Origin of the sequence: Falsihalocynthiibacter sp. S25ZX9 (assembly GCF_041205405.1) — a bacterium.
GTDB classification, from domain to species: domain Bacteria; phylum Pseudomonadota; class Alphaproteobacteria; order Rhodobacterales; family Rhodobacteraceae; genus Falsihalocynthiibacter; species Falsihalocynthiibacter arcticus.
The window spans coordinates 1-18,121 of record NZ_JBGFCD010000011.1 but is presented as its reverse complement, the minus strand read 5'-3'; the positions used below and the strand labels follow the sequence as shown (position 1 = coordinate 18,121).

Sequence of the window (18,121 nt, the reverse complement as noted above, 5' to 3'; positions counted from 1 at the left end):
GGTTATTCCGCTTCAAAAAGGCCGGATTTACCACCGGATTTCATCACCAGTCGAATGTCGCCGATGACCATGGTTTTTTCAACCGCTTTGACCATGTCATAGAGGGTGAGCGCGGTCACCGAGACCGCCGTGAGGGCTTCCATTTCGATGCCCGTTTGCCCCGTGGTTTTCACCGTCGCCGAGATTTGCACCCCTGGCAAAGCGGGGTCAGGCGTCAGTTCCACCGACACTTTGGTGATTGGAAGCGGATGGCACAGCGGGATCAAATCGGAGGTGCGTTTTGCCCCCATAATTCCCGCCAGCCGTGCGACGCCAAGGACATCGCCCTTTTTCGCGCGGCCCTCTGTGATTATGGCAAGGGTTTCAGGCAGCATTTTGACATGACCCAGCGCCGTGGCGACGCGGCTAGTGACAGCCTTGTCGGAGACATCCACCATATGCGCATGTCCGTCCCCATCAAAATGCGTCAGACCCGCCATTAAAAACCCGAGGGCATGGGCGGGTTGGCGAGCAACGTCCGTGTCGCATGCTCGACATCTTTTTGGCGCATCAAAGCTTCGCCAATCAGGAATGTGCGCGCGCCGTAACGGGCCAAATCGGCCAAATCCTTGGCGTTGGACAAGCCGCTTTCGGAAACAATCGTGCGTCCCGCGGGCACCAATTTGGAAAGGTTGCGCGTGGTGTCGAGCGTTGTCTCGAAGGTTTTGAGGTCGCGGTTGTTGATGCCAATTAAGGGCGAGTCAAGGAAGGCGGCGCGTTCCAATTCTTCTTCGTTGTGGACTTCGATTAACACGTCCATGTCCCATTCAACTGCGGCCGCTTCAAGTTCGGCGGCTTGGGCGTCGGAAACGGTGGCCATGATGATCAGAATGGCGTCGGCATGGAGCGCGCGGGCCTCGGCCACTTGATAGGTGTCATACATAAAGTCTTTGCGCAGTACGGGAAGTTCGGTTGCCGAACGTGCTTGGGTCAAAAACACCTTCTCGCCTTGGAAACTCGGCGTGTCCGTCAGGACGGACAGACAGGTTGCGCCGCCTTTTTCATAGGCTTGCGCAAGGGCGGCAGGGTCAAAGTCTTCTCGGATCAACCCTTTGGAGGGGCTCGCTTTTTTGATCTCGGCAATCAGTGCATACCCTTGTTGGGTGGCGCGAAACAAGCTGGAAGCAAAACCGCGCGTTGGTGGTGCGGATTTGGCTTGGGCTTCAATCTCGGCGAGGGGTGTCGCGACCTTGTCGGCGGCGATTTCCTCAAGTTTATAGGCTTTGATTTTGTCTAATACTGTGCTCATAAATTCTATCTATTCCTTGGTAGGGCGGCGGGCAACTTTAAAGGTACATTCCCAAGATTTAATCGCGCAAAAAACCAGGGAAAATGCGGCGGGAAAGCCTAGACCCCTGAAGTAATTTTAGCCAATTTTATCAGCTTCTTGATCGCTTTGCCACTGTCGATCGAATCCGCAGCCAAGGCTACACCGTCGCGCAATGTATTGCATTTTCCTGCGATGACCAAGGCGGCGGCCGAATTCAGCAAGACCGCATCACGATAGGCGGATTTATCTCCCGCCAACAGGGCAGCGAGGGCATCGCCGTTTTCTTGCGGGGTGCCACCCGTGATCGCAGAAAATGGGTGGGTCGGTAGGCCCGCATCTTCTGGCCGCACTTCGAATTCGAATATCCGGCCATCGCGCACTTCTGCGACCCAACTCACGCCCGTAATCGACAGCTCATCCGTGCAGTCGCATCCATGCACCAACCACGCGCGTTTTGTGCCCAAGCGCAGCAGCGTTTCCGCCATAGGCCGGATCAAATCGCGGCTAAACGCGCCGGTTAATTGCAGTTTTACGCCCGCTGGGTTGGTCAAAGGGCCGAGGATGTTGAAGATTGTGCGGGTGCCCAATTCCGAGCGGGTGGGCATGACGTGTTTGGTGGCGGGGTGGTGCATCGGTGCCATCATAAAGGCAATGCCCGCTTCCTTGAGGGCGCGCTCGACAACCGCGGGGCCGACCATCACTTCAACGCCATTTTGCGTCAGGGAATCCGCAGCTCCAGAGTTTGAGGATAATTTGCGATTGCCATGTTTGGCCACAACGACCCCCGCGCCCGCAACAACGAAGGCGCTGGCGGTGGAGATTTGCAAGGTTGGCTTGCCGGTTCCGCCGGTTCCCACGATATCAATCGCCCCATCGGGCGCGGTCACGGGGTTACATTTTTCGCGCATGACCGTGGCGGCGGCGGCGTATTCGGTGACCGTCTCGCCGCGTGTGCGCAGCGCCATTAGGAAGCCGCCGATTTGGCTTGGGGTGGCTTCGCCCGTGAACAGGATTTCAAAAGCTGCGCGCGCTTCTTCAGGGTTCAAGGACCGTTCCGCGGCGGCAGCAATCAGGGGCTTCATGGCTTCACTCATGCGACTGCGCGCTCCTGTGTGGAGGGGAGCAGATTGAGGAAGTTTTTCAGCAGGGCATGACCGTGTTCGCTGGCAATACTCTCGGGGTGGAATTGAACACCGTGGATCGGCAAGGTGGCGTGATGCAGCCCCATAATCGTGCCATCCTCAAGCCGCGCGTTGGCGACGAGACTGGCGGGCAGGGTGGCCGGATCAACCACCAGTGAGTGATAGCGCGTGGCTTTAAATGGGCTTGGCAACCCCGCGAAAACGCCCGTGTTGTCGTGGTGCATCGCGCCCATTTTGCCATGCACTATTTCGTGGCAGCGGATCACATCACCGCCAAAGGCCTCGCCAATCGCTTGGTGCCCTAAACAGACCCCCATCAGGGGCATTTCCACATCGGCGGCCGCTTTGACCATATCCAAACAAATGCCCGCCTTATCAGGGGTGCGCGGACCGGGCGAAAGCAAGATCGCTTCGGGACGCAGAGCCATGGCCTCCACCGCACTCATGTCATCATTGCGAATAACTTTAACATTTGCGCCTAATTCGCCCAAATAATGGACCAAATTATAGGTAAAGCTGTCATAATTATCAATCAACAGGAGCATTTTGTCACCTTTAGGAATAGGGGGTGGTTCCCCGCAATCATCGCGGTATAGTTGTTCAGAGAGCCGCCCAAGGGTCAAGGGCTTAACCGAGGAATTCGGTGAGTAATTGATGTTTGAACCATTGTAAACTTGGGGAAATTGGCCGATAGAGCATGCCGATACAGGCAAAAGGACGGGACCTATGGGTGGAGTGTTAAAGGGTGCATTGCTGGGGTTGGCCTGTGCATTGGCATTGATTGTGGTGGCAGTTGTTGTTGCGCCTGATGTTGATCCTGCGAAATATTCCGAGGCGCCAATTGTGGGCCAAGAAGACGCGCCAGAAGTTGCGGCGCCAGAAGTGCCCGCTGAGGTTGAGGCCGCGCAATCCGAAAGCCCCGTTCAAACCCAAGATGCACCGCAGACGCCTGCCGTTGAAGAAACACCAGCAGAGCCTGATCTTGTCACCACCACGCCCGCGATTGTGGTGGATCCCGCTTTGCCCAAACCCGTGCAAACACCGCTTGAAACAACTCCAGCTGAAATCGTCATCCTTGTGGATCCCACCGTGGATGTGAGCGAGGGGGCAACCGGCCTTCCTGCGCCGCAGAGCGAAGAACAGTCAGATGTTTTGACCCAGAATGCTGCGCCCATCGAAGCTCAACAAACCCAACCTGCGTCACCCGCTGCCCGCACGCTTGAGCAACCCGCAGAGTCGACCGCAGTTTTGCCACAGGAAAACCAGCCCCAACCCCAATCTAAACCCGAACGCACCCAATCCAACGCCGAATCTGAGGACGGGCCGCCGAGCGTTCAGTTTGAAAGCCCGCAACCTCCACGTGCCACCGAACGTCCTGTCGTTACCGAGGGATTCGGCACGCCCGTCGGGACCTTCAACGACCAAGAAAACGCCCTTGCAAATCGCGCCCCTAGTGTGCGCATCAACCGTCTTCCCAGCGTATCACAAGACGACGAACAAGAGGCTCGGAGCGACACAATCGAAATACCCCCACCCAGCGCTTTGCGCGACAATCGCGCGCCCTTTCAAGCCACTGGAAAACCCCTGATCGGTATTCTTCTTTTGGAAGGCGATGATCGCAGCGAAGACGCCGACCGCTTGGCCCTGATTGCCGATTTCGGCGTGCCCCTCAGCATTGGGATCGACCCCACCTCGGAAGGCGCTTCTGCACGGGCCTATGAGTATTACGACGCCGGAGCGGAAATTATTGTGCTGTCCAGCTTGCCGGAAAACGCATCGCCGCAGGACGTCGAAGTGACCCTCGCGCAGTATCAAGTGAGCTTGCCAATGGCCGTTGCGATGATGGAAATGCCCTCCGAGACAGCCTCCCGTACAAGTCGCAGCCTGTGGCAGCATGTTATCGCGATTTTGCACGATCGGGGCTATGGCCTCGTGGCCGAGAATGTTGGCCTAAACACCGCCGTACAATTGGCGAGTAAAACGGGCGTACCGCATGTGCAGATTTTCTATGGGATCACCCCCGAAGAAACCCAAGACCGTCTGCGGACGATTTTCAATCGGGCAATATTCAGGGCGACGCAAAAAGGCGCGGCAGTTGTAACTGCACCCGGGGATGTGACCGCCCTGACGGCGCTCAAAGCCTGGGCGTTGGTTGACCGTCCGTCCTCGGTTCAAATCGCGCCAATCTCGGCTGTTTTGCTTGAGGTCGCGCCGCAGTAAATTTAGCGGTAAATCTAGGAGTTTCTCGAACGTGTGAACAGGCCAGCCCCCTCGGCGGCGGCCCGTATCGCTTTCGATTTATTGACGGTTTCAATATATTCGGCCTCGGGGTCGCTATCATAGACAACGCCGCCACCGGCCTGAATATAGAGCTTCTGATCCTTAAGCACCGCGGTGCGCAGGGCGATACACATATCCATGTCACCATTGGCTGCAAAGTACCCACAACCGCCGCCGTAAACCCCGCGTTTTTCCGGTTCTAGTTCGTCGATAATCTCCATCGCGCGGACCTTCGGTGCACCCGAAACTGTGCCCGCAGGCATGCCCGCAAAGAAGGCCGAGAGCGCATCTTGGTCGTCGGCCAACTCGCCAACAACGTTGGAAACGATGTGCATCACGTGGCTGTAATGCTCGACGATGAATTGCTCGGTGGGCTTCACCGTGCCGATTTTTGAAACCTTGCCCGTGTCGTTGCGGCCCAAATCAAGTAGCATCAAATGCTCGGCGAGTTCTTTTTTGTCGGCCAGCAAATCGGCCTCAAGTTCGCGGTCCTCTTGCGGGGTTTTGCCACGAGGACGGGTGCCAGCAATGGGGCGAATGGTGACCTGTTTGTCAAACACCCGCACCAGAATTTCGGGACTGGCGCCGATGACCTGAAAATCGCCAAAGTTGAAGTAAAACATGAAGGGCGACGGGTTGGTGCGGCGCAAACTACGGTACAGCGCAAAAGGCGGCAGGGGGAAATCTTGGGTCCAGCGTTGGCTCGGTACCACTTGGAAAATATCGCCCGCGCGGATGTATTCTTTGGCCTTCTCGACCGCCTCTAAATACCCTTGATGGGTGAAGTTCGACGTCAAATCGCCAAGCTCGGCTTGGGTCCCCAAATCCCGTGTTTCATCCGGCATCTGGCGTTCCAAATCGCGCACGGCATCCATCACCCGTTCGGCGGCTTGGGCATAGGCGGCGCGGGCGGATTGCCCCGAATTGGCCCACGCGGGCGACACGACAATGACCTCGCCCTTCACCCCGTCCAACACCACCACCACGGAGGGGCGGATCATCACGGCATCGGGAAGGCCAAGCGTATCAGGATTGACGTCGGGCAAGTGCTCCACAAGGCGGATCATATCATAGCCAAGATAGCCAAATAGGCCCGCAGCCGCACTTGGCAACTCGGGCGGCATATCAATGCGGCTCTCTTCGATAATTTGGCGCAGCGCAGTCAGCGGGTCTGCGGAACAGGCCGCAAACGCCTCGCGATCAAAGCGCGCTTCGCGGTTTAGGCGGCTGTTTTTTCCGTCACATTCCCAAATCAAATCGGGCTTCATGCCGATGATGGAATAGCGGCCACGGGTCTCGCCGCCGGTCACACTTTCCAAAACGAAGCTGTCCTTGCGACCCTGTGTCAGCTTGAGCATGAGCGACACAGGTGTGTCCAAATCGGCGGCAAGGCGCGTGAAAACCACTTGGTTCCGGCCCGCTTTATAGCCCGTTTCAAAACTGTCAAAAGATGGCGTAAGGGACACGGAGAACTCCATAGAAAGAAAAAACGGCCCCGCAAAACAGGGCCGTTATCTGGTTGTGTTATTATTGTGGAAAGTTTGCATGCACAGAGTTGATCACAGCCTGATTGATCGTCAATCCCGCCTCGGTGGTCAATTTTGCCGACAGGGAAATCAACACGTCACTGGACATGGATTGAGCCATCTGTTGTTCCAAACTCTCCCGCAAGGCGACGATTTCGGGGTCTTCCATGTCTGGACCACTGCGCCCGTCCACCCGCACCAAAATAACGCTGTCTTCATGGGGGAAGGACGCAACTTCACCATCCGCAAGCGCAAATACACGCTGCAAGAAATCGTCCGGCGTGCCGTCGATAAAGGCGGTGCGCGTCAAGCCGGTTTCAATGGTGATGTCCATGCCCATGGTTTCAGGGGCCTCATTGGCTTCGAACTCGGCCAAGAATGTGGTTGCCATTTCGGTGAGCGCGGCACGAATTTGCGCGTCGCGCCATGCGGCGGTAACCTCGGGGCGCACGTCCGCCAAATCCTGCAAGCGGGGCGCAAGGACTTCGTCGAGACGCATGGCAAAAACACCGCCATCATCTAGCAGGATCGCCTTTTCAAAGTCGCCCGCATTCAGCTCTGCCGCAGCTGTGCGGAAGGCGTCATAGCTCGCCAAACCTTCGGTGACATCCTCAGACCAGTCGATGGTGCCCAACGTAAGATTGGTTTCATTCGCAAGATCTTCGAGGGAGTTTCCGCCGGCCAAAAGGTCGTCCAAATCTTCAAGACTGTCTTCAATTGACCGCCGCGCGGCGTCTTCCACCAATTCTGTGCGCAACTCGTCGTTGGCGTCCTCAAAGGAGGTTTCGCGTGACGTCAAAATGGCGTTCATGCGGTACAAAGCTGGGCCGCGGCTGGTTTCCAAGGGTCCCAAAACACCCGGCTCGGTCATGGCAAAAACGGCGTCTGCAGCATCGCCAAGATCGGCTCGAGTTGCATCGCCCAAGTCGATATCCGAGAGTGTCAGTCCGCGTTCAGTGACCAAATCACCAAAGGTCGCGGCGCCATCATCTAGACGGGTTTTTGCGGCCTCGGCAGCTGGGAGGTCAGGATAGGCAAGACGCTCGACCATCCGGCGCTCAGGTACGATATAGATTTCCGCGCGGTCGTCATAAAGGGCGCGCAGGTCTTCCTCTGGCACCTCAATAGTGTCGATCAAATCGGCGGGTGAAACCCACGCGTATGTGATGCGTTTCTTCTCAGGAAGGGTGAAATCCGCTGGGTTTTCAGCATGATAAGCGGTTAACTCTTCAAGGGTCGGCTCTGGAATGTCTTCTGCGAGGTTTGTTTCGTTCAAAACACCCCATGCAAAATCGCGGCGTCCGGCAATGTATTCCATCGACAGATCGGCCAGCGATTCAGGAACCACAATACCCGTCGCCATGGCTTGCTGGTACAATGTTCGCGCAGTTTCAACACGCAGCGTATTTTCGAACTGCTTCTCTGAAAGGCCATTGCGCTGAAGGAAAAAATCATAACCCGCACGGTCAAAATTGCCATCAATGCCTTGAAACTCGGGTTGCTCAAGCAACTCAAGCGCGACCTGTTCATCGCCGACGGAAAGGCCAAGGTTTTTCACCTCATTGTCGATGGCGGCCGTGGCGTAAAGCTGTTGGCGCAGGTTCTGGTCAATGCCAAATTGATTGGCCATTGAAAGGGTCACTTGCGTGCCGAATTGCTCAGTATACCGATTCAATTCACTGTTGAGGGCGCGGTAATACTCATCGGCGGTGACTTCGGTTTTGCCCACTTTGGCAACGGGGGTAGATCCACCGCCGAAATTCGTAATGCTAAAGCCCGCAAGCCCGACAATAAGCCCGAGAATTAGGATCCACACAAAGAACTGTGAGATGCCACGTTTGCCGCCAATAGCCATATTTTCCTACCCTTTTTCGCTTGTTGCAGAATGTTTAAGGGTTTGGTTCTACGGGAGCAAGGGCGTAAGGGCGCGGGAGCGTAAAAGGTTAGGTTTTTTGTGCCGTTAAACGTTCAAACAGCGACGTTATTCCGGCACGATCAACATTGGCGAAGGCCACGCGTACTTCGCGCGTTCCGTTTGGGTCGTCCGCAGGGCGGAACATCGTGCCGGGAAGCAAGAGAACGCCCGCTGTACTAACCAAGTTTTTGGCCAATTCGTTTGACGGTATTTGAAACGGATGGCGCAAATAGGCAAAATACGCACCCGCCCCCATGAGCTCCCAACCTTGTGCTTTTAACGCGGGGAACCCTTCGATGATCGCGGCGCGTCGATCCAAAATTTCGAGGCGTTCACCTGAGAGCCAATCGTCAAGATTTTCGATCCCCCAAAGCGCGCCGATCTGGCCGAGTTGATTGGGGCAAATGGCGACGGTGTCGAGGAACTTCTCGACCTCAACCAGAAAGCGCGGAGCGGCGATGATTGCGCCAACGCGGTGGCCCGTGAGGCGGTAGGATTTGGAGAACGAATAGAGCGAAATCACCGTGTCATCCCAATCGGGATCGTTCAGAAGGGTGTGCGGCGCGCCGGTTTTGCTGTGAAAATCGCGATAGGTTTCGTCGATAATCAGGGCGATGCCGTTTTCACGTGCGAGGTCGCGGAAACTGGCGATCAGCTCGGCAGGGTATTCGACGCCACCGGGGTTGTTGGGGCTGACTAGAACGATGGCTTTTGTGCGGGGCGTAAGCAGCGCGCGGGCCTCGTCGGGGTCGGGCAAAAGATCAGATTGCGCTGGCAGGGGCACGGCACGCACCCCCTGCATATCGCACCACATTTGATGGTTGAAATACCACGGAGTCGGAATGATGACCTCATCTCCTTTGCCCGCCAAACAGGCGATCACTGCTGCGAAGGCCTGATTGCAACCCGATGTAATTGCGACATTTTCTGCGATAACTTCGCCGCCATAAGCCTTGGCCCAACGCGCGGCAAGGGCGGCACGTAAATCCTGACGGCCCAAAACGGCACCATAGAGATGCGAGTCGGGCTGGGTCAAAATTGCCTCGGACATCGCGGCGCGCATTTCGGCGGGCGGAGTGTCCACGGGAGCGGCTTGGCTGACGTTGATCAACGGCTGGTCGGCTGAGAAGGAAACCCCGTCAAGCCAACGTCGCGCTTCCATTACCGGAGGCACAGCAGTGGATTCCATCAAAGGATTGAGGGTAAATTTCATGCTGTACCTTAAAAATTAATCTTTGCCGCGATAGGGTTGGACGTATTGCAATGCCATGTCCCACGGAAAGAAAATCCATGTGTCTTGGGAAACTTCGGTGATGAACGTGTCCACCATCGCGCGGCCCTTTGGCTTGGCATATACTGTGGCGAAATGGGCCTTGGGGTAGAGTGCGCGGACCAATTCAAGGGTGCGGCCAGAATCGACCAAATCGTCGACAATCAAAATGCCTTCGCCATCGCCCATCAGGGCCGCGTCGGGCGCTTTGAGGATTTCCGCCTTGCTTTGGTCTTGGTGGTCGTAGGATTTGACCGAAATTGTATCCACGGTGCGGATATCCAATTCGCGCGCCATGATCATTGCGGGGGCCATGCCGCCGCGTGTGATCGCAACAACAGCTCGCCAAGACCCATCCACAGACCCCTTGCCGTCAAGCCGCCACGCCAAAGCGCGCGAGTCACGGTGGATTTGATCCCAGCTAATGTGGAAGCCTTTTTCATGTGGCAAACGATCGGTCATGGCAGCTCTTTCATGGTTGCATGCAGATAAAGTAACTTAGGTAAGGGCGATTTTTAGCCCTAAAGCCCCCAAGAGGCCACCGAAAATGCGATCAATGGTGCCTTTGAGATTGAGATAATTGCGCCGCGTGCGTTCGAGAGAGAAAATCCGCCCCACAAGGATATTCCAAACAGTCTCGTTAAAGAAGACAATTGCGAGCAAAGCAGCGATGACAGTTGCGCCTGCGTCCGAAGGCACTGTCCCCAAAAAGATGGCTGCAAAAAGGATCGCGGGTTTGGGATTTGCCAACTGTGTGATCAACCCCAAAAGGACGCCGCGACCCAGACTTGGTGCCGTCACAGAGGTGCCCGTATTGAGGGGGGTATCGGCCTGTTTGAACAGTTTAATCGCCATATAAACGAGGAAAGCGCCGCCCGCGAGTTTGAAAACAGTCAATAAAATTGGTGCATACGCGAAAAGCAGCGACAGGCCGAATAAGGCCGCCGCCGCCCAAATAACGCCGCCGATTCCGATGCCGATGGCCACACCCGTTGCTGCGCGAAAGCCATGGGTGACTCCCGTGCGCGCCGCCATCAGGACCGAGGGGCCCGGACTGATAGCAGCCATAAGGTGCAGAAGCGCGACAGCAATAAAGGCGGCGAGGGGCATGGTTTAGCTGCCTTTTGTCGCGTCGATATCGGGCGCATCGACGGCTTTCATGCCGACCACGTGATAGCCCGCGTCAACGTGCAGATTCTCGCCCGTTGTTCCAGATCCAAGGTCCGAAAGCAGATAGAGTGCAGCCTTGCCGACTTCTTCTTGGGTGACATTGCGGCGCAGGGGCGAGTTCAATTCGTTCCATTTCATGATGTAACGGAAATCGCCAATCCCAGAAGCGGCCAGTGTTTTGATAGGGCCCGCAGAGATTGCATTCACGCGGATTCCGTCTTTGCCAAGGTCTTCGGCGAGGTATTTCACCGAAGCCTCAAGCGCCGCTTTGGCCACGCCCATGACATTATAATGCGGCATGACTTGCTCGGCACCATAATAGGTGAGGGTCAGCATGGAACCGCCTGATTTCATGAGTTTTTCTGCGCGTTGTGCAACGGCAGTAAACGTGTAAACCGAGATATCCATCGTCATGCGGAAGTTTGCCGCCGACGTGTCAACATAGCGGCCACGCAATTCGTTTTTATCCGAGAAGCCGATGGCATGAACCACGAAATCGATTTCGCCCCACGCTTCTTCGATGCCCGCGAACATCGCGTCCAACGACTCGGCGTTAGAGGCGTCGCAATCAAAAAGCTGGGTCACACCCAAGGTCGCGGCCAGTGGCTCTACGCGCTTTTTAAAAGCATCCCCCATATAAGAGAATGCCAGCTCGGCCCCATGTTCAGCACAGGTCTTTGCGATGCCCCAAGCGATAGATTTGTCATTGGCGAGCCCCATAATAAGGCCACGTTTACCGTCCATCAGTTTCATGTGTTATCCTACGTTTATACGCCCCAAATTATACCTGCCATAAGCGATAGTCAGTGTTGCATCAAGTCTGTTGGCGTGCTCCAACCAATAGACCAGTCAGAAAACTTTGAGGCGACCATGAGCGAGACAAGAGATATTTTTGCGGGTGACGACCCTTTTGTGATTGCCCAAAGGTGGCTTTCCGAGGCGGAAACTAGCGAGCCGAACGATCCGAACGCCATTGCTTTGGCGACTGTGGATTCCCAAGGCATGCCCAATGTGCGCATGGTTTTGCTCAAAGAAATAGAGTCCGCTGGGTTCGTTTTCTATACGAATTACAACAGCGCAAAGGGGCAGGAAATCGCCCAAAGCGGTACCGCTAGTTTTGTGATGCATTGGAAGAGCTTGCGGCGGCAAATCCGTGTGCGGGGAAATGTAGAGCGGGAGGAGGGGCCACAGGCGGACGCCTATTTTACCAGCCGTTCCCTGAAAAGCCGACTCGGCGCATGGGCGTCGGATCAATCACAACCTTTGAGTTCACGATCCGCATTGGTCGCGAAAGTAGCAAAAATCACCCTCGCCAAGGGGCCAGCCCCCGCGCGGCCCCCGTTTTGGGGGGGATTCCGCATTAAACCAACAGAGATCGAGTTTTGGGCGGATGGCGAATTTCGCCTCCATGACCGGTTCCGTTGGACTCGGGAAGACGCTGATTCCGATTGGAAAATTGTGCGTCTCAACCCATAGTTTAGTTGACGTGGGGTTAACTTCTTCTAGACTACATCTCAAATTACCTCTTGTAACCTTGGCGGTGTTTGCCGAAAAGGACCGTGGGCAGGACATAATAAAAGGCGCCAAATAGGCGTATTGGGATGACAATAGAATTAACAATAGGACGTATCGTTCATGGGTACGTGAAGTGGTTTGATCCTGTAAAAGGGTTTGGCTTTGTCGTCTGCGACGACGACGGGCCGGACATCCTTTTGCATGCAAACGTGCTGCGTAATTTTGGACAAAGCTCTATCTCAGAAGGGGCTGAAGTCGAAATCGAGATCCATGATACCAGCCGCGGCATACAGGCCACGCGGGTTTTAGCCATCAAACCGCCCCAAAAAAACAGTGATACGGGCGAAGGGGATTCTGATTCGGTTGCAAGAGAAGCCGGTCCCTTACTTCCGGCGCGGATAAAATGGTTTGATCGCACTAAAGGATTTGGATTTGCCAATGTTTTTGGCTATCCTGAAGATGTTTTTGTACACGTGGAAGTGTTGCACCTTGCGGGGCTTGCAGACCTTCAACCCGGAGAAGCGGTTGCTATGCGGGTCGTGGACGGCGAACGGGGCCAAATGGCCGCGTCCGTGACATCTTGGGAGGCTGTGTTATCCAGCGATTTAGAAACCTAACAACGTCTCGCATGTTTACACATGTTTTGCGCTTTACGGCGCCTTTTGTTCTGTCGGGGTTTATAGCTTCGGCGGGACTAGCCGATTGCAGCCCCACCACCGCCGAATTGCGCGGGCTATGGGGGCAGGCCCAGTTTCAAATCGAAATCGCTGATACCAACGAATCCCGTGCGCAAGGTCTGATGCACCGTACCGAAATGCCACGGATGTCGGGCATGCTTTTCCTGTATGATTCGCCGCGTCCCATGGCCTTTTGGATGCGAAACACATTGATTCCACTCGATTTGCTTTTTATCGCCCCCAATGGCGAAGTCTTGGCCATTCACGAGCGCGCAAAACCCTTGGACGAGACGCATATTCCCGGACCAGACGGATCAATCGCCGTTCTTGAAATAAACGGCGGCATGGCCGAAACCCTTGGAATTAAAGCAGGAAGCCAAATTCGTCACAGTTTTTTTGATCAATTTTCAACTTCTTGGCCCTGCAACGCGTCTTAGGGCTTTTCATTCCCGCGACTGGTGGTTAATAAGCCCTCAGTCGGGGCGTAGCGCAGCCTGGTAGCGCGACGGTTTTGGGTACCGTAGGTCGAAGGTTCGAATCCTTCCGTCCCGACCAATTAAAGCAATGACTTACATTGCTTTTCATCAAATCCCAGCAAGCCGTTTACATATACGGTTTACGGTTTCCTAATCATTTTGTTCTTTTCTTCGACGCAGATACTTGCGGTAACCGTATGAGTTCGTTGTGGCTTGCCAAGGTTTTCAGCAATGGTGACGGCGATTTTTTAACAAAGTGATTTTGGTGAAAGCGGCTATTCGCTATCATATGTACCAATGCTTGATATGCGGACAAAGCAGCCGTACGAGCGATGAGGCTCAAATGGCGCTTTCGGCCCAAAGCCGCCGTTCACGACCACCTCAGGATGTTGCGGTGAGCCCATCGAAGCGGCCATTGATGCATGGTGCAGCATTTTTGTCGACTGAAACGTCGGACAAAGCTGCCGTTCAACATCCTAGTTCAAGTATTTGGGTAACTCGGAGTATTGAGACTGGGATTTAAGGGCGTCACACTGCAATCTGCATAACGCCCATCTTGGATCGTTATGACGGCGACATCACCTTACCTTGATAGGCCACCATGTGTTGATCTGATCCTTCGTCGCGCAGGGATACAATCGCTTGGTATTCGTCTGAGCTATGCCAGGCGTCGAGCTTTTCCATCGTCGGGAATTCAACGACGAACACCATGTGATGGCCATCGCTTTTGCCATTCAGCATCTTGGGTTGCGAGCCGACAACCACTGGTTTGCCGCCGTATTTCGCGCCTACGGTTTTTGTTTCTGTGAGGTAGCTTTCAAATTTCTCTTTGTTGGTCACGGTCACTTTCGACATCATATATGCGGGCATTGATTCATCCTTAGGTTTAATTCCACGGAATGCGCGGTTTTTGGCCGCACGGCGATGGGATAACATTAGGGCATGACGGAACTGGATTTTAGCGCCATAAAGGCTATTTAAAGTCTGATCAGGACATATTTGGTATGAAAAAAGTTGTTATTCTGGCTGCGGAAGGGTGCGTTCTATCAACAATCGCCTCGCCAATGGATATGTTCCTGCAAGCGGGGGTGATGTGGAATGTGACAATGGGCAAGCGCCCTGATCCGGCTTTTGAGGTAAAAATTGTCACCTCTGACGGACAACCGGTCATGGCGCTTAATCAGGTTCCGGTCGTGCCTGCCTGCGCAATGCACGACATTAAGGACGTGGATTTGATCATTATCCCATCGCAGGGTTTCTTTTTTGATCTGCAAAGCGAGGCCCACATTGCACGCGTGGACTGGCTCGGAAAATGGAGTAAAAAGGGGGCGGACTTGGCAAGTGTCTGCACCGGCGCGTTCACTCTGGCGGCCACAGGCCTGCTGGATGGCAAAAGCGCGACCACCCATTGGGGTATGGCCCGGCAATTCAAAAAGACCTATCCGAAAGTAAAGCTGCGCACAGACCTGATGGTCACCGATGAGGGAAATTTGTTCTGTGGCGGCGGGATCACAGCGGATTTGAACTTATCGCTGTATCTGATCCGGAAATTTTGTGGCCGGGAAATTGCTCTGCAAAGCGCGCGTTGCACGATGGCGGATCTGGACCGGATCTCCCAAGCGCCATTTTCTGTGTTCGTCCCGGAAAAAAATCACAGTGACAGAGGAATACTGAAGGCTCAGGACTGGATAGAGGAAAATTATCAAAAAAACGTCAATCTGCAGGAACTCGCGGCAAGAACCGGCGTGAGTCTGAGGCAGTTTAACCGGCGCTTTAAGTTAGCGACAGGTGAGACCGGCATAAAGTACTTGCAACTAGTAAGGATCGAAGCGGCAAAAAAGGCCCTAATAAATACCGATCAATCGTTTGAGGACATATCCCGGAATGCTGGCTATGAGAACGTCAGTTTCTTCCGGAGGGTTTTCAAAAGTAATACCAGCGTTACACCGGTCGTTTACAGGCAAAAGTTCGGTCAGATTTAGTCAGTCTCAAGCGAAACTCAACGCAATCGCACGACAACTGAACGAACGGCCCCGCAAGAACTTGCAATATCAAACCCCAGCTGAGAAGCTTGGACAGTGTGTTGCGTCCATCAGTTGAACCCACCGCCCTTATTGTTGAATGCGGTATCTGAGCGAGAGTCCGTTTTCAGCACAGCTGTCGTTGGTTCGAGGCGCTGCGAATAGCTCCTTCCAGAAGGTTGGCTAGGTATGAAAATGGGAAGTATCGAAAGCAACTAGGAGAAGGTCTGCGCCGTTTGGGCGAATTTCGCAAAGTTTTTCAACGCCATGCCGATGCCCGATGGTTTTGACTTGATCGCCGAATAGCCGAATTGGTTGGCAGGGGGGATACCCCCCCCCACTAACTTTACGCGTCAAAGTTCCAGATGTCACACTGGACTTTCCAGCCGTCGTTACCGTTTCGGAGATACAAAATGTATTTCCCGGCGAGCTCTTGCCCTCCCATCGAGGCGGCAAGCGTTCCCATCGTCACAGCAAAGTTCCCACTGACATCAGCAGAGGTGGGACTAGCCACGACGTCGCTCAGGCCTCCGTCAATTGCTGCCTGCCAATAGCCACGGATGGCATCATGACCCGACATCGTCGGTGCTCCGGGCGGCATGATCGCGCCGTCTTTGGCATAGGGTGCAGTTGCTTTGTTCGCATCCTTCGCGTTAATCCCATCGATAATTGCTGCGTCGAGAGCTTTTACTGTATCAATATCTGACATGTTCTTCCCCTGACTTTTGTTGTTGGAGTCTGATCTTATCACAAAATCGAGAGGTTGTAATCATCGTAACGGGCACCTCATTCTGTGCCTATGGGAAGTTTTGCGGAGCCAATCATGGCCCACAACGATTTAGGGCAATGACCGGAAAGTCCGCATTTCCGACCTTGATGCACCGCGCAGCGAATGACTTCTTTCCGCCCTTCGTGTCGAACGCTGCGTTAGCACGATGGTTTCGAACTGAGCCCTAATTTAGGCGACGCGAACGGCCCAGAGCCGACCTTCGTGGGTTTTGCAGCTAACGGAAGCAACGAGCCCAATTCGACCTACTTATCGAAGTGCCCAGAGTGGCCATTTTGAGATAACAGTTGAGAACTTGTCGCCATACGAATGACGTCATCCACATGCTCACTGCAAGAAATTTTTCCGAAAAAAACGTCATCGACGGGGACCCATGCGGCCTCGCTGACATCATCGCTTGCCTTGGGTTCACCGCTAAAATATTCACACAGCACTGCCGCCAAAAGAAAATGGAATATTACGAAACCAGACCCGTCTTTGATAATGACGTCAACATTCGTGAGATATCGCAAGGGACGGCCAATGACGCTAGTTTCTTCCTTTAATTCACGGGCTGCAGCTGAAAGGGCTGTTTCACCAAGGTCCACATGCCCGCCAGGAAAGCCCCAGAGACCAGCATCCGGTTCATTTTTCCGCCTTACCAGCAGAACCTGATCCGCGCGGACTATCACAGCTAAAGCAGCAACCTTCGGAGCTTTTGTCACGCCTGTTTGCCTTTCCGCTCATGGCAGCGATGAGTGAACTTTTTGGCTCGCTTCAACCTTCCTAGTTTCTTATAGGCTTATAGGCGGACATTGAAACTAAGAAAACGAACGGCAGGAAAGTCCGCACAGCGACCGCTCGCCTTCCCAATTAGCGTTGGCTTTGTAAGCAATCGCGGCGAAAGTTGGCTCAGACCCGCCGTTCGCTGCGTTAGGTTCCAACTTCCGCTCTGCGGACAAAGCTGCCGCACTTCAATGCGGGCCTTTGACCTGCTATCGTACTGCAGTAAATCAGTTATCTAGATGTATCGACCTGCGCGTTGCAATATTTCGATCTTGTAGCCATCCGGATCTTCTAGAAAGAAAAATGTAGCGAGCTTTTTTCCGTCGTGATCTAACGATTTGACGTCGCCAGGAAGAAAACCTAGCGCGGACAGCCTCTCGTGTTCCGCATGGATATCTTGAACACTGAACGCTATATGGCCGTATCCATCCCCAAGATCATAAGGACCACTCTGTGCCTTGTTGACGGTGAGTTCGACCTCAAATTCGGTCTCTTCATTAGACAAGTAGATTAGGGTAAAATTTTCAAAATCGAAAGTATCTGCCACACTTAGGCCGAAAGCCTCTTCATAGAAATTAACGGATTTCTTCCTGTCCTTTACACGGATCATGCTATGAATTGCCTTGGCCATTTTCTGTTTTCCTTAGATTGAAATCGTCTCGCAGACTTAAGAGCCCCCGAGACTTTCTTTGAAATCATTTAATCACAATTGGGACAGCTACTCTGCAGCGGGAAGATACGGTATTGCGCCCGCAAGATCCGTATCGTCGATGACATGAAAGCGGCTCACGCTTCCGGCTTGTCGCGCTTTTCCGAACGGAGCGTATTCGGGATCATTTGCAAACGCATCAAGCGCCTCTCGGGACGGGAACTGAATGAGAGCGATCAAGGTTGTATCCAGACCCTCACCCTCAATCGTTTCGATATTTCCGCTGCGCGATAGATACTTGCCGCCGTGTTTTGCAACTATGTCGTGAACCTTGGTTGCATATTCTGGAATCCATGCGTCGTCAGTTACCTTTACGTCGGCAATTAAAAAAACAGTCATTTTTCACTCCCTTACTATTTAGTTTTTGTTGGTTAGCGGGGACAAGCATAGAAGGGATTTCTACTCCTGTCTGCCCACCACATTCAAAGTCCACCTTGGGCGGTGGCCTCAACTGGTCGACGCAACACTTTAATCTTTAGGAAGAGATGGAGTGTTTGCCATGAAATATCGTCGTAGGATTTATTATTCAACTGAACAGCGTGCTGAGATTTGGGATCGG

20 protein-coding genes, 1 tRNA gene and 1 pseudogene are annotated in these 18,121 nt (G+C 54.0%); 7 read left to right on the top strand and 15 right to left on the bottom strand.

What is annotated here, in order from left to right:
* Positions 1-2: 2 nt before the first annotated feature.
* The 4 genes from moaC to AB9F29_RS13170 form a co-directional block, all read right to left on the bottom strand.
* Entirely contained in the window at positions 3-479 is a 477-nt protein-coding gene (gene moaC, locus AB9F29_RS13185; RefSeq protein WP_039002132.1) for a cyclic pyranopterin monophosphate synthase MoaC, read from the bottom strand.
* Positions 479-1,288 carry an indole-3-glycerol phosphate synthase TrpC gene (gene trpC, locus AB9F29_RS13180; RefSeq protein WP_369756009.1) on the bottom strand — a complete coding sequence of 270 codons (810 nt, stop codon included), beginning with the start codon at positions 1,286-1,288 and terminating at the stop codon, positions 479-481. Before trpC ends, moaC begins: the two co-directional genes overlap by 1 nt.
* Before the next feature lie 98 nt (positions 1,289-1,386).
* Complete coding sequence (gene trpD / locus AB9F29_RS13175) at positions 1,387-2,403, bottom strand: anthranilate phosphoribosyltransferase (RefSeq protein ID WP_369756008.1); 1,017 nt, start codon at positions 2,401-2,403, stop codon at positions 1,387-1,389.
* Positions 2,400-2,996 carry an aminodeoxychorismate/anthranilate synthase component II gene (locus AB9F29_RS13170; RefSeq protein WP_369756007.1) on the bottom strand — a complete coding sequence of 199 codons (597 nt, stop codon included), beginning with the start codon at positions 2,994-2,996 and terminating at the stop codon, positions 2,400-2,402. The genes trpD and AB9F29_RS13170 overlap by 4 nt, the downstream gene beginning before the upstream one ends.
* A gap of 181 nt (positions 2,997-3,177) precedes the next feature.
* Here AB9F29_RS13170 and AB9F29_RS13165 point away from each other — a divergent pair, with 181 nt between their 5' ends.
* Entirely contained in the window at positions 3,178-4,671 is a 1,494-nt protein-coding gene (locus AB9F29_RS13165) for a divergent polysaccharide deacetylase family protein (protein ID WP_369756006.1), read from the top strand.
* Between the two features lie 14 nt (positions 4,672-4,685).
* Here AB9F29_RS13165 and trpE read toward each other — a convergent pair whose 3' ends face one another.
* From trpE to fabI, 6 genes are all read right to left on the bottom strand, one after another.
* The gene (gene trpE / locus AB9F29_RS13160; protein WP_369756005.1) at positions 4,686-6,197 is read right to left on the bottom strand and encodes an anthranilate synthase component I; all 1,512 of its coding nucleotides are present in this window, start codon (positions 6,195-6,197) and stop codon (positions 4,686-4,688) included.
* Positions 6,198-6,258: 61 nt separating this feature from the next.
* The gene (locus tag AB9F29_RS13155; protein WP_369756004.1) at positions 6,259-8,112 is read right to left on the bottom strand and encodes a SurA N-terminal domain-containing protein; all 1,854 of its coding nucleotides are present in this window, start codon (positions 8,110-8,112) and stop codon (positions 6,259-6,261) included.
* An 88-nt stretch (positions 8,113-8,200) separates the two neighbouring features.
* Positions 8,201-9,385 (bottom strand): aminotransferase, encoded by a 1,185-nt coding sequence (locus tag AB9F29_RS13150; RefSeq protein ID WP_369756003.1) that lies wholly within the window; start codon positions 9,383-9,385, stop codon positions 8,201-8,203.
* A gap of 15 nt (positions 9,386-9,400) precedes the next feature.
* Positions 9,401-9,904 (bottom strand): xanthine phosphoribosyltransferase, encoded by a 504-nt coding sequence (gene gpt, locus AB9F29_RS13145; protein ID WP_039002139.1) that lies wholly within the window; start codon positions 9,902-9,904, stop codon positions 9,401-9,403.
* Between the two features lie 36 nt (positions 9,905-9,940).
* A complete protein-coding gene (locus tag AB9F29_RS13140; RefSeq protein WP_369756002.1) occupies positions 9,941-10,552 on the bottom strand; it encodes a LysE family translocator in 612 nt (203 codons plus the stop codon).
* Between the two features lie 3 nt (positions 10,553-10,555).
* Entirely contained in the window at positions 10,556-11,365 is an 810-nt protein-coding gene (fabI, locus tag AB9F29_RS13135) for an enoyl-ACP reductase FabI (protein WP_039002141.1), read from the bottom strand.
* 117 nt (positions 11,366-11,482) lie between these two features.
* Here fabI and pdxH point away from each other — a divergent pair, with 117 nt between their 5' ends.
* From pdxH to AB9F29_RS13115, 4 genes are all read left to right on the top strand, one after another.
* Positions 11,483-12,088: a pyridoxamine 5'-phosphate oxidase gene (pdxH, locus tag AB9F29_RS13130; protein ID WP_369756001.1), complete on the top strand. Its 606-nt coding sequence runs from the start codon at positions 11,483-11,485 to the stop codon at positions 12,086-12,088.
* A 125-nt stretch (positions 12,089-12,213) separates the two neighbouring features.
* On the top strand, positions 12,214-12,744 hold the full coding sequence (locus AB9F29_RS13125) for a cold-shock protein (protein ID WP_369756000.1): 531 nt from the start codon (positions 12,214-12,216) through the stop codon (positions 12,742-12,744).
* 11 nt (positions 12,745-12,755) lie between these two features.
* A complete protein-coding gene (locus tag AB9F29_RS13120) occupies positions 12,756-13,241 on the top strand; it encodes a DUF192 domain-containing protein (RefSeq protein WP_369755999.1) in 486 nt (161 codons plus the stop codon).
* A 41-nt stretch (positions 13,242-13,282) separates the two neighbouring features.
* A tRNA-Pro gene (locus AB9F29_RS13115) sits at positions 13,283-13,359 on the top strand.
* A gap of 485 nt (positions 13,360-13,844) precedes the next feature.
* Here the strand turns inward: AB9F29_RS13115 and AB9F29_RS13110 are convergent.
* A complete protein-coding gene (locus AB9F29_RS13110; RefSeq protein ID WP_369755998.1) occupies positions 13,845-14,150 on the bottom strand; it encodes a DUF1330 domain-containing protein in 306 nt (101 codons plus the stop codon).
* Positions 14,151-14,284: 134 nt separating this feature from the next.
* Here AB9F29_RS13110 and AB9F29_RS13105 point away from each other — a divergent pair, with 134 nt between their 5' ends.
* Complete coding sequence (locus tag AB9F29_RS13105; RefSeq protein WP_369755997.1) at positions 14,285-15,262, top strand: GlxA family transcriptional regulator; 978 nt, start codon at positions 14,285-14,287, stop codon at positions 15,260-15,262.
* A gap of 4 nt (positions 15,263-15,266) precedes the next feature.
* A pseudogene (locus AB9F29_RS13100) lies at positions 15,267-15,380 on the top strand (IS30 family transposase); the annotation flags it as partial.
* Between the two features lie 267 nt (positions 15,381-15,647).
* On the opposite strand, the gene AB9F29_RS13095 reads toward AB9F29_RS13100, so the two are convergent.
* From AB9F29_RS13095 to AB9F29_RS13080, 4 genes are all read right to left on the bottom strand, one after another.
* Complete coding sequence (locus AB9F29_RS13095; protein WP_369755996.1) at positions 15,648-16,010, bottom strand: nuclear transport factor 2 family protein; 363 nt, start codon at positions 16,008-16,010, stop codon at positions 15,648-15,650.
* Between the two features lie 323 nt (positions 16,011-16,333).
* Positions 16,334-16,792 carry an NUDIX hydrolase gene (locus AB9F29_RS13090; RefSeq protein ID WP_369755995.1) on the bottom strand — a complete coding sequence of 153 codons (459 nt, stop codon included), beginning with the start codon at positions 16,790-16,792 and terminating at the stop codon, positions 16,334-16,336.
* Positions 16,793-17,088: 296 nt separating this feature from the next.
* Positions 17,089-17,484, bottom strand: a complete 396-nt coding sequence (locus AB9F29_RS13085) for a VOC family protein (RefSeq protein ID WP_369755994.1) — start codon at positions 17,482-17,484, stop codon at positions 17,089-17,091.
* Between the two features lie 87 nt (positions 17,485-17,571).
* Positions 17,572-17,901, bottom strand: a complete 330-nt coding sequence (locus tag AB9F29_RS13080) for a DUF1330 domain-containing protein (RefSeq protein ID WP_335586530.1) — start codon at positions 17,899-17,901, stop codon at positions 17,572-17,574.
* Positions 17,902-18,121 lie beyond the last annotated feature (220 nt).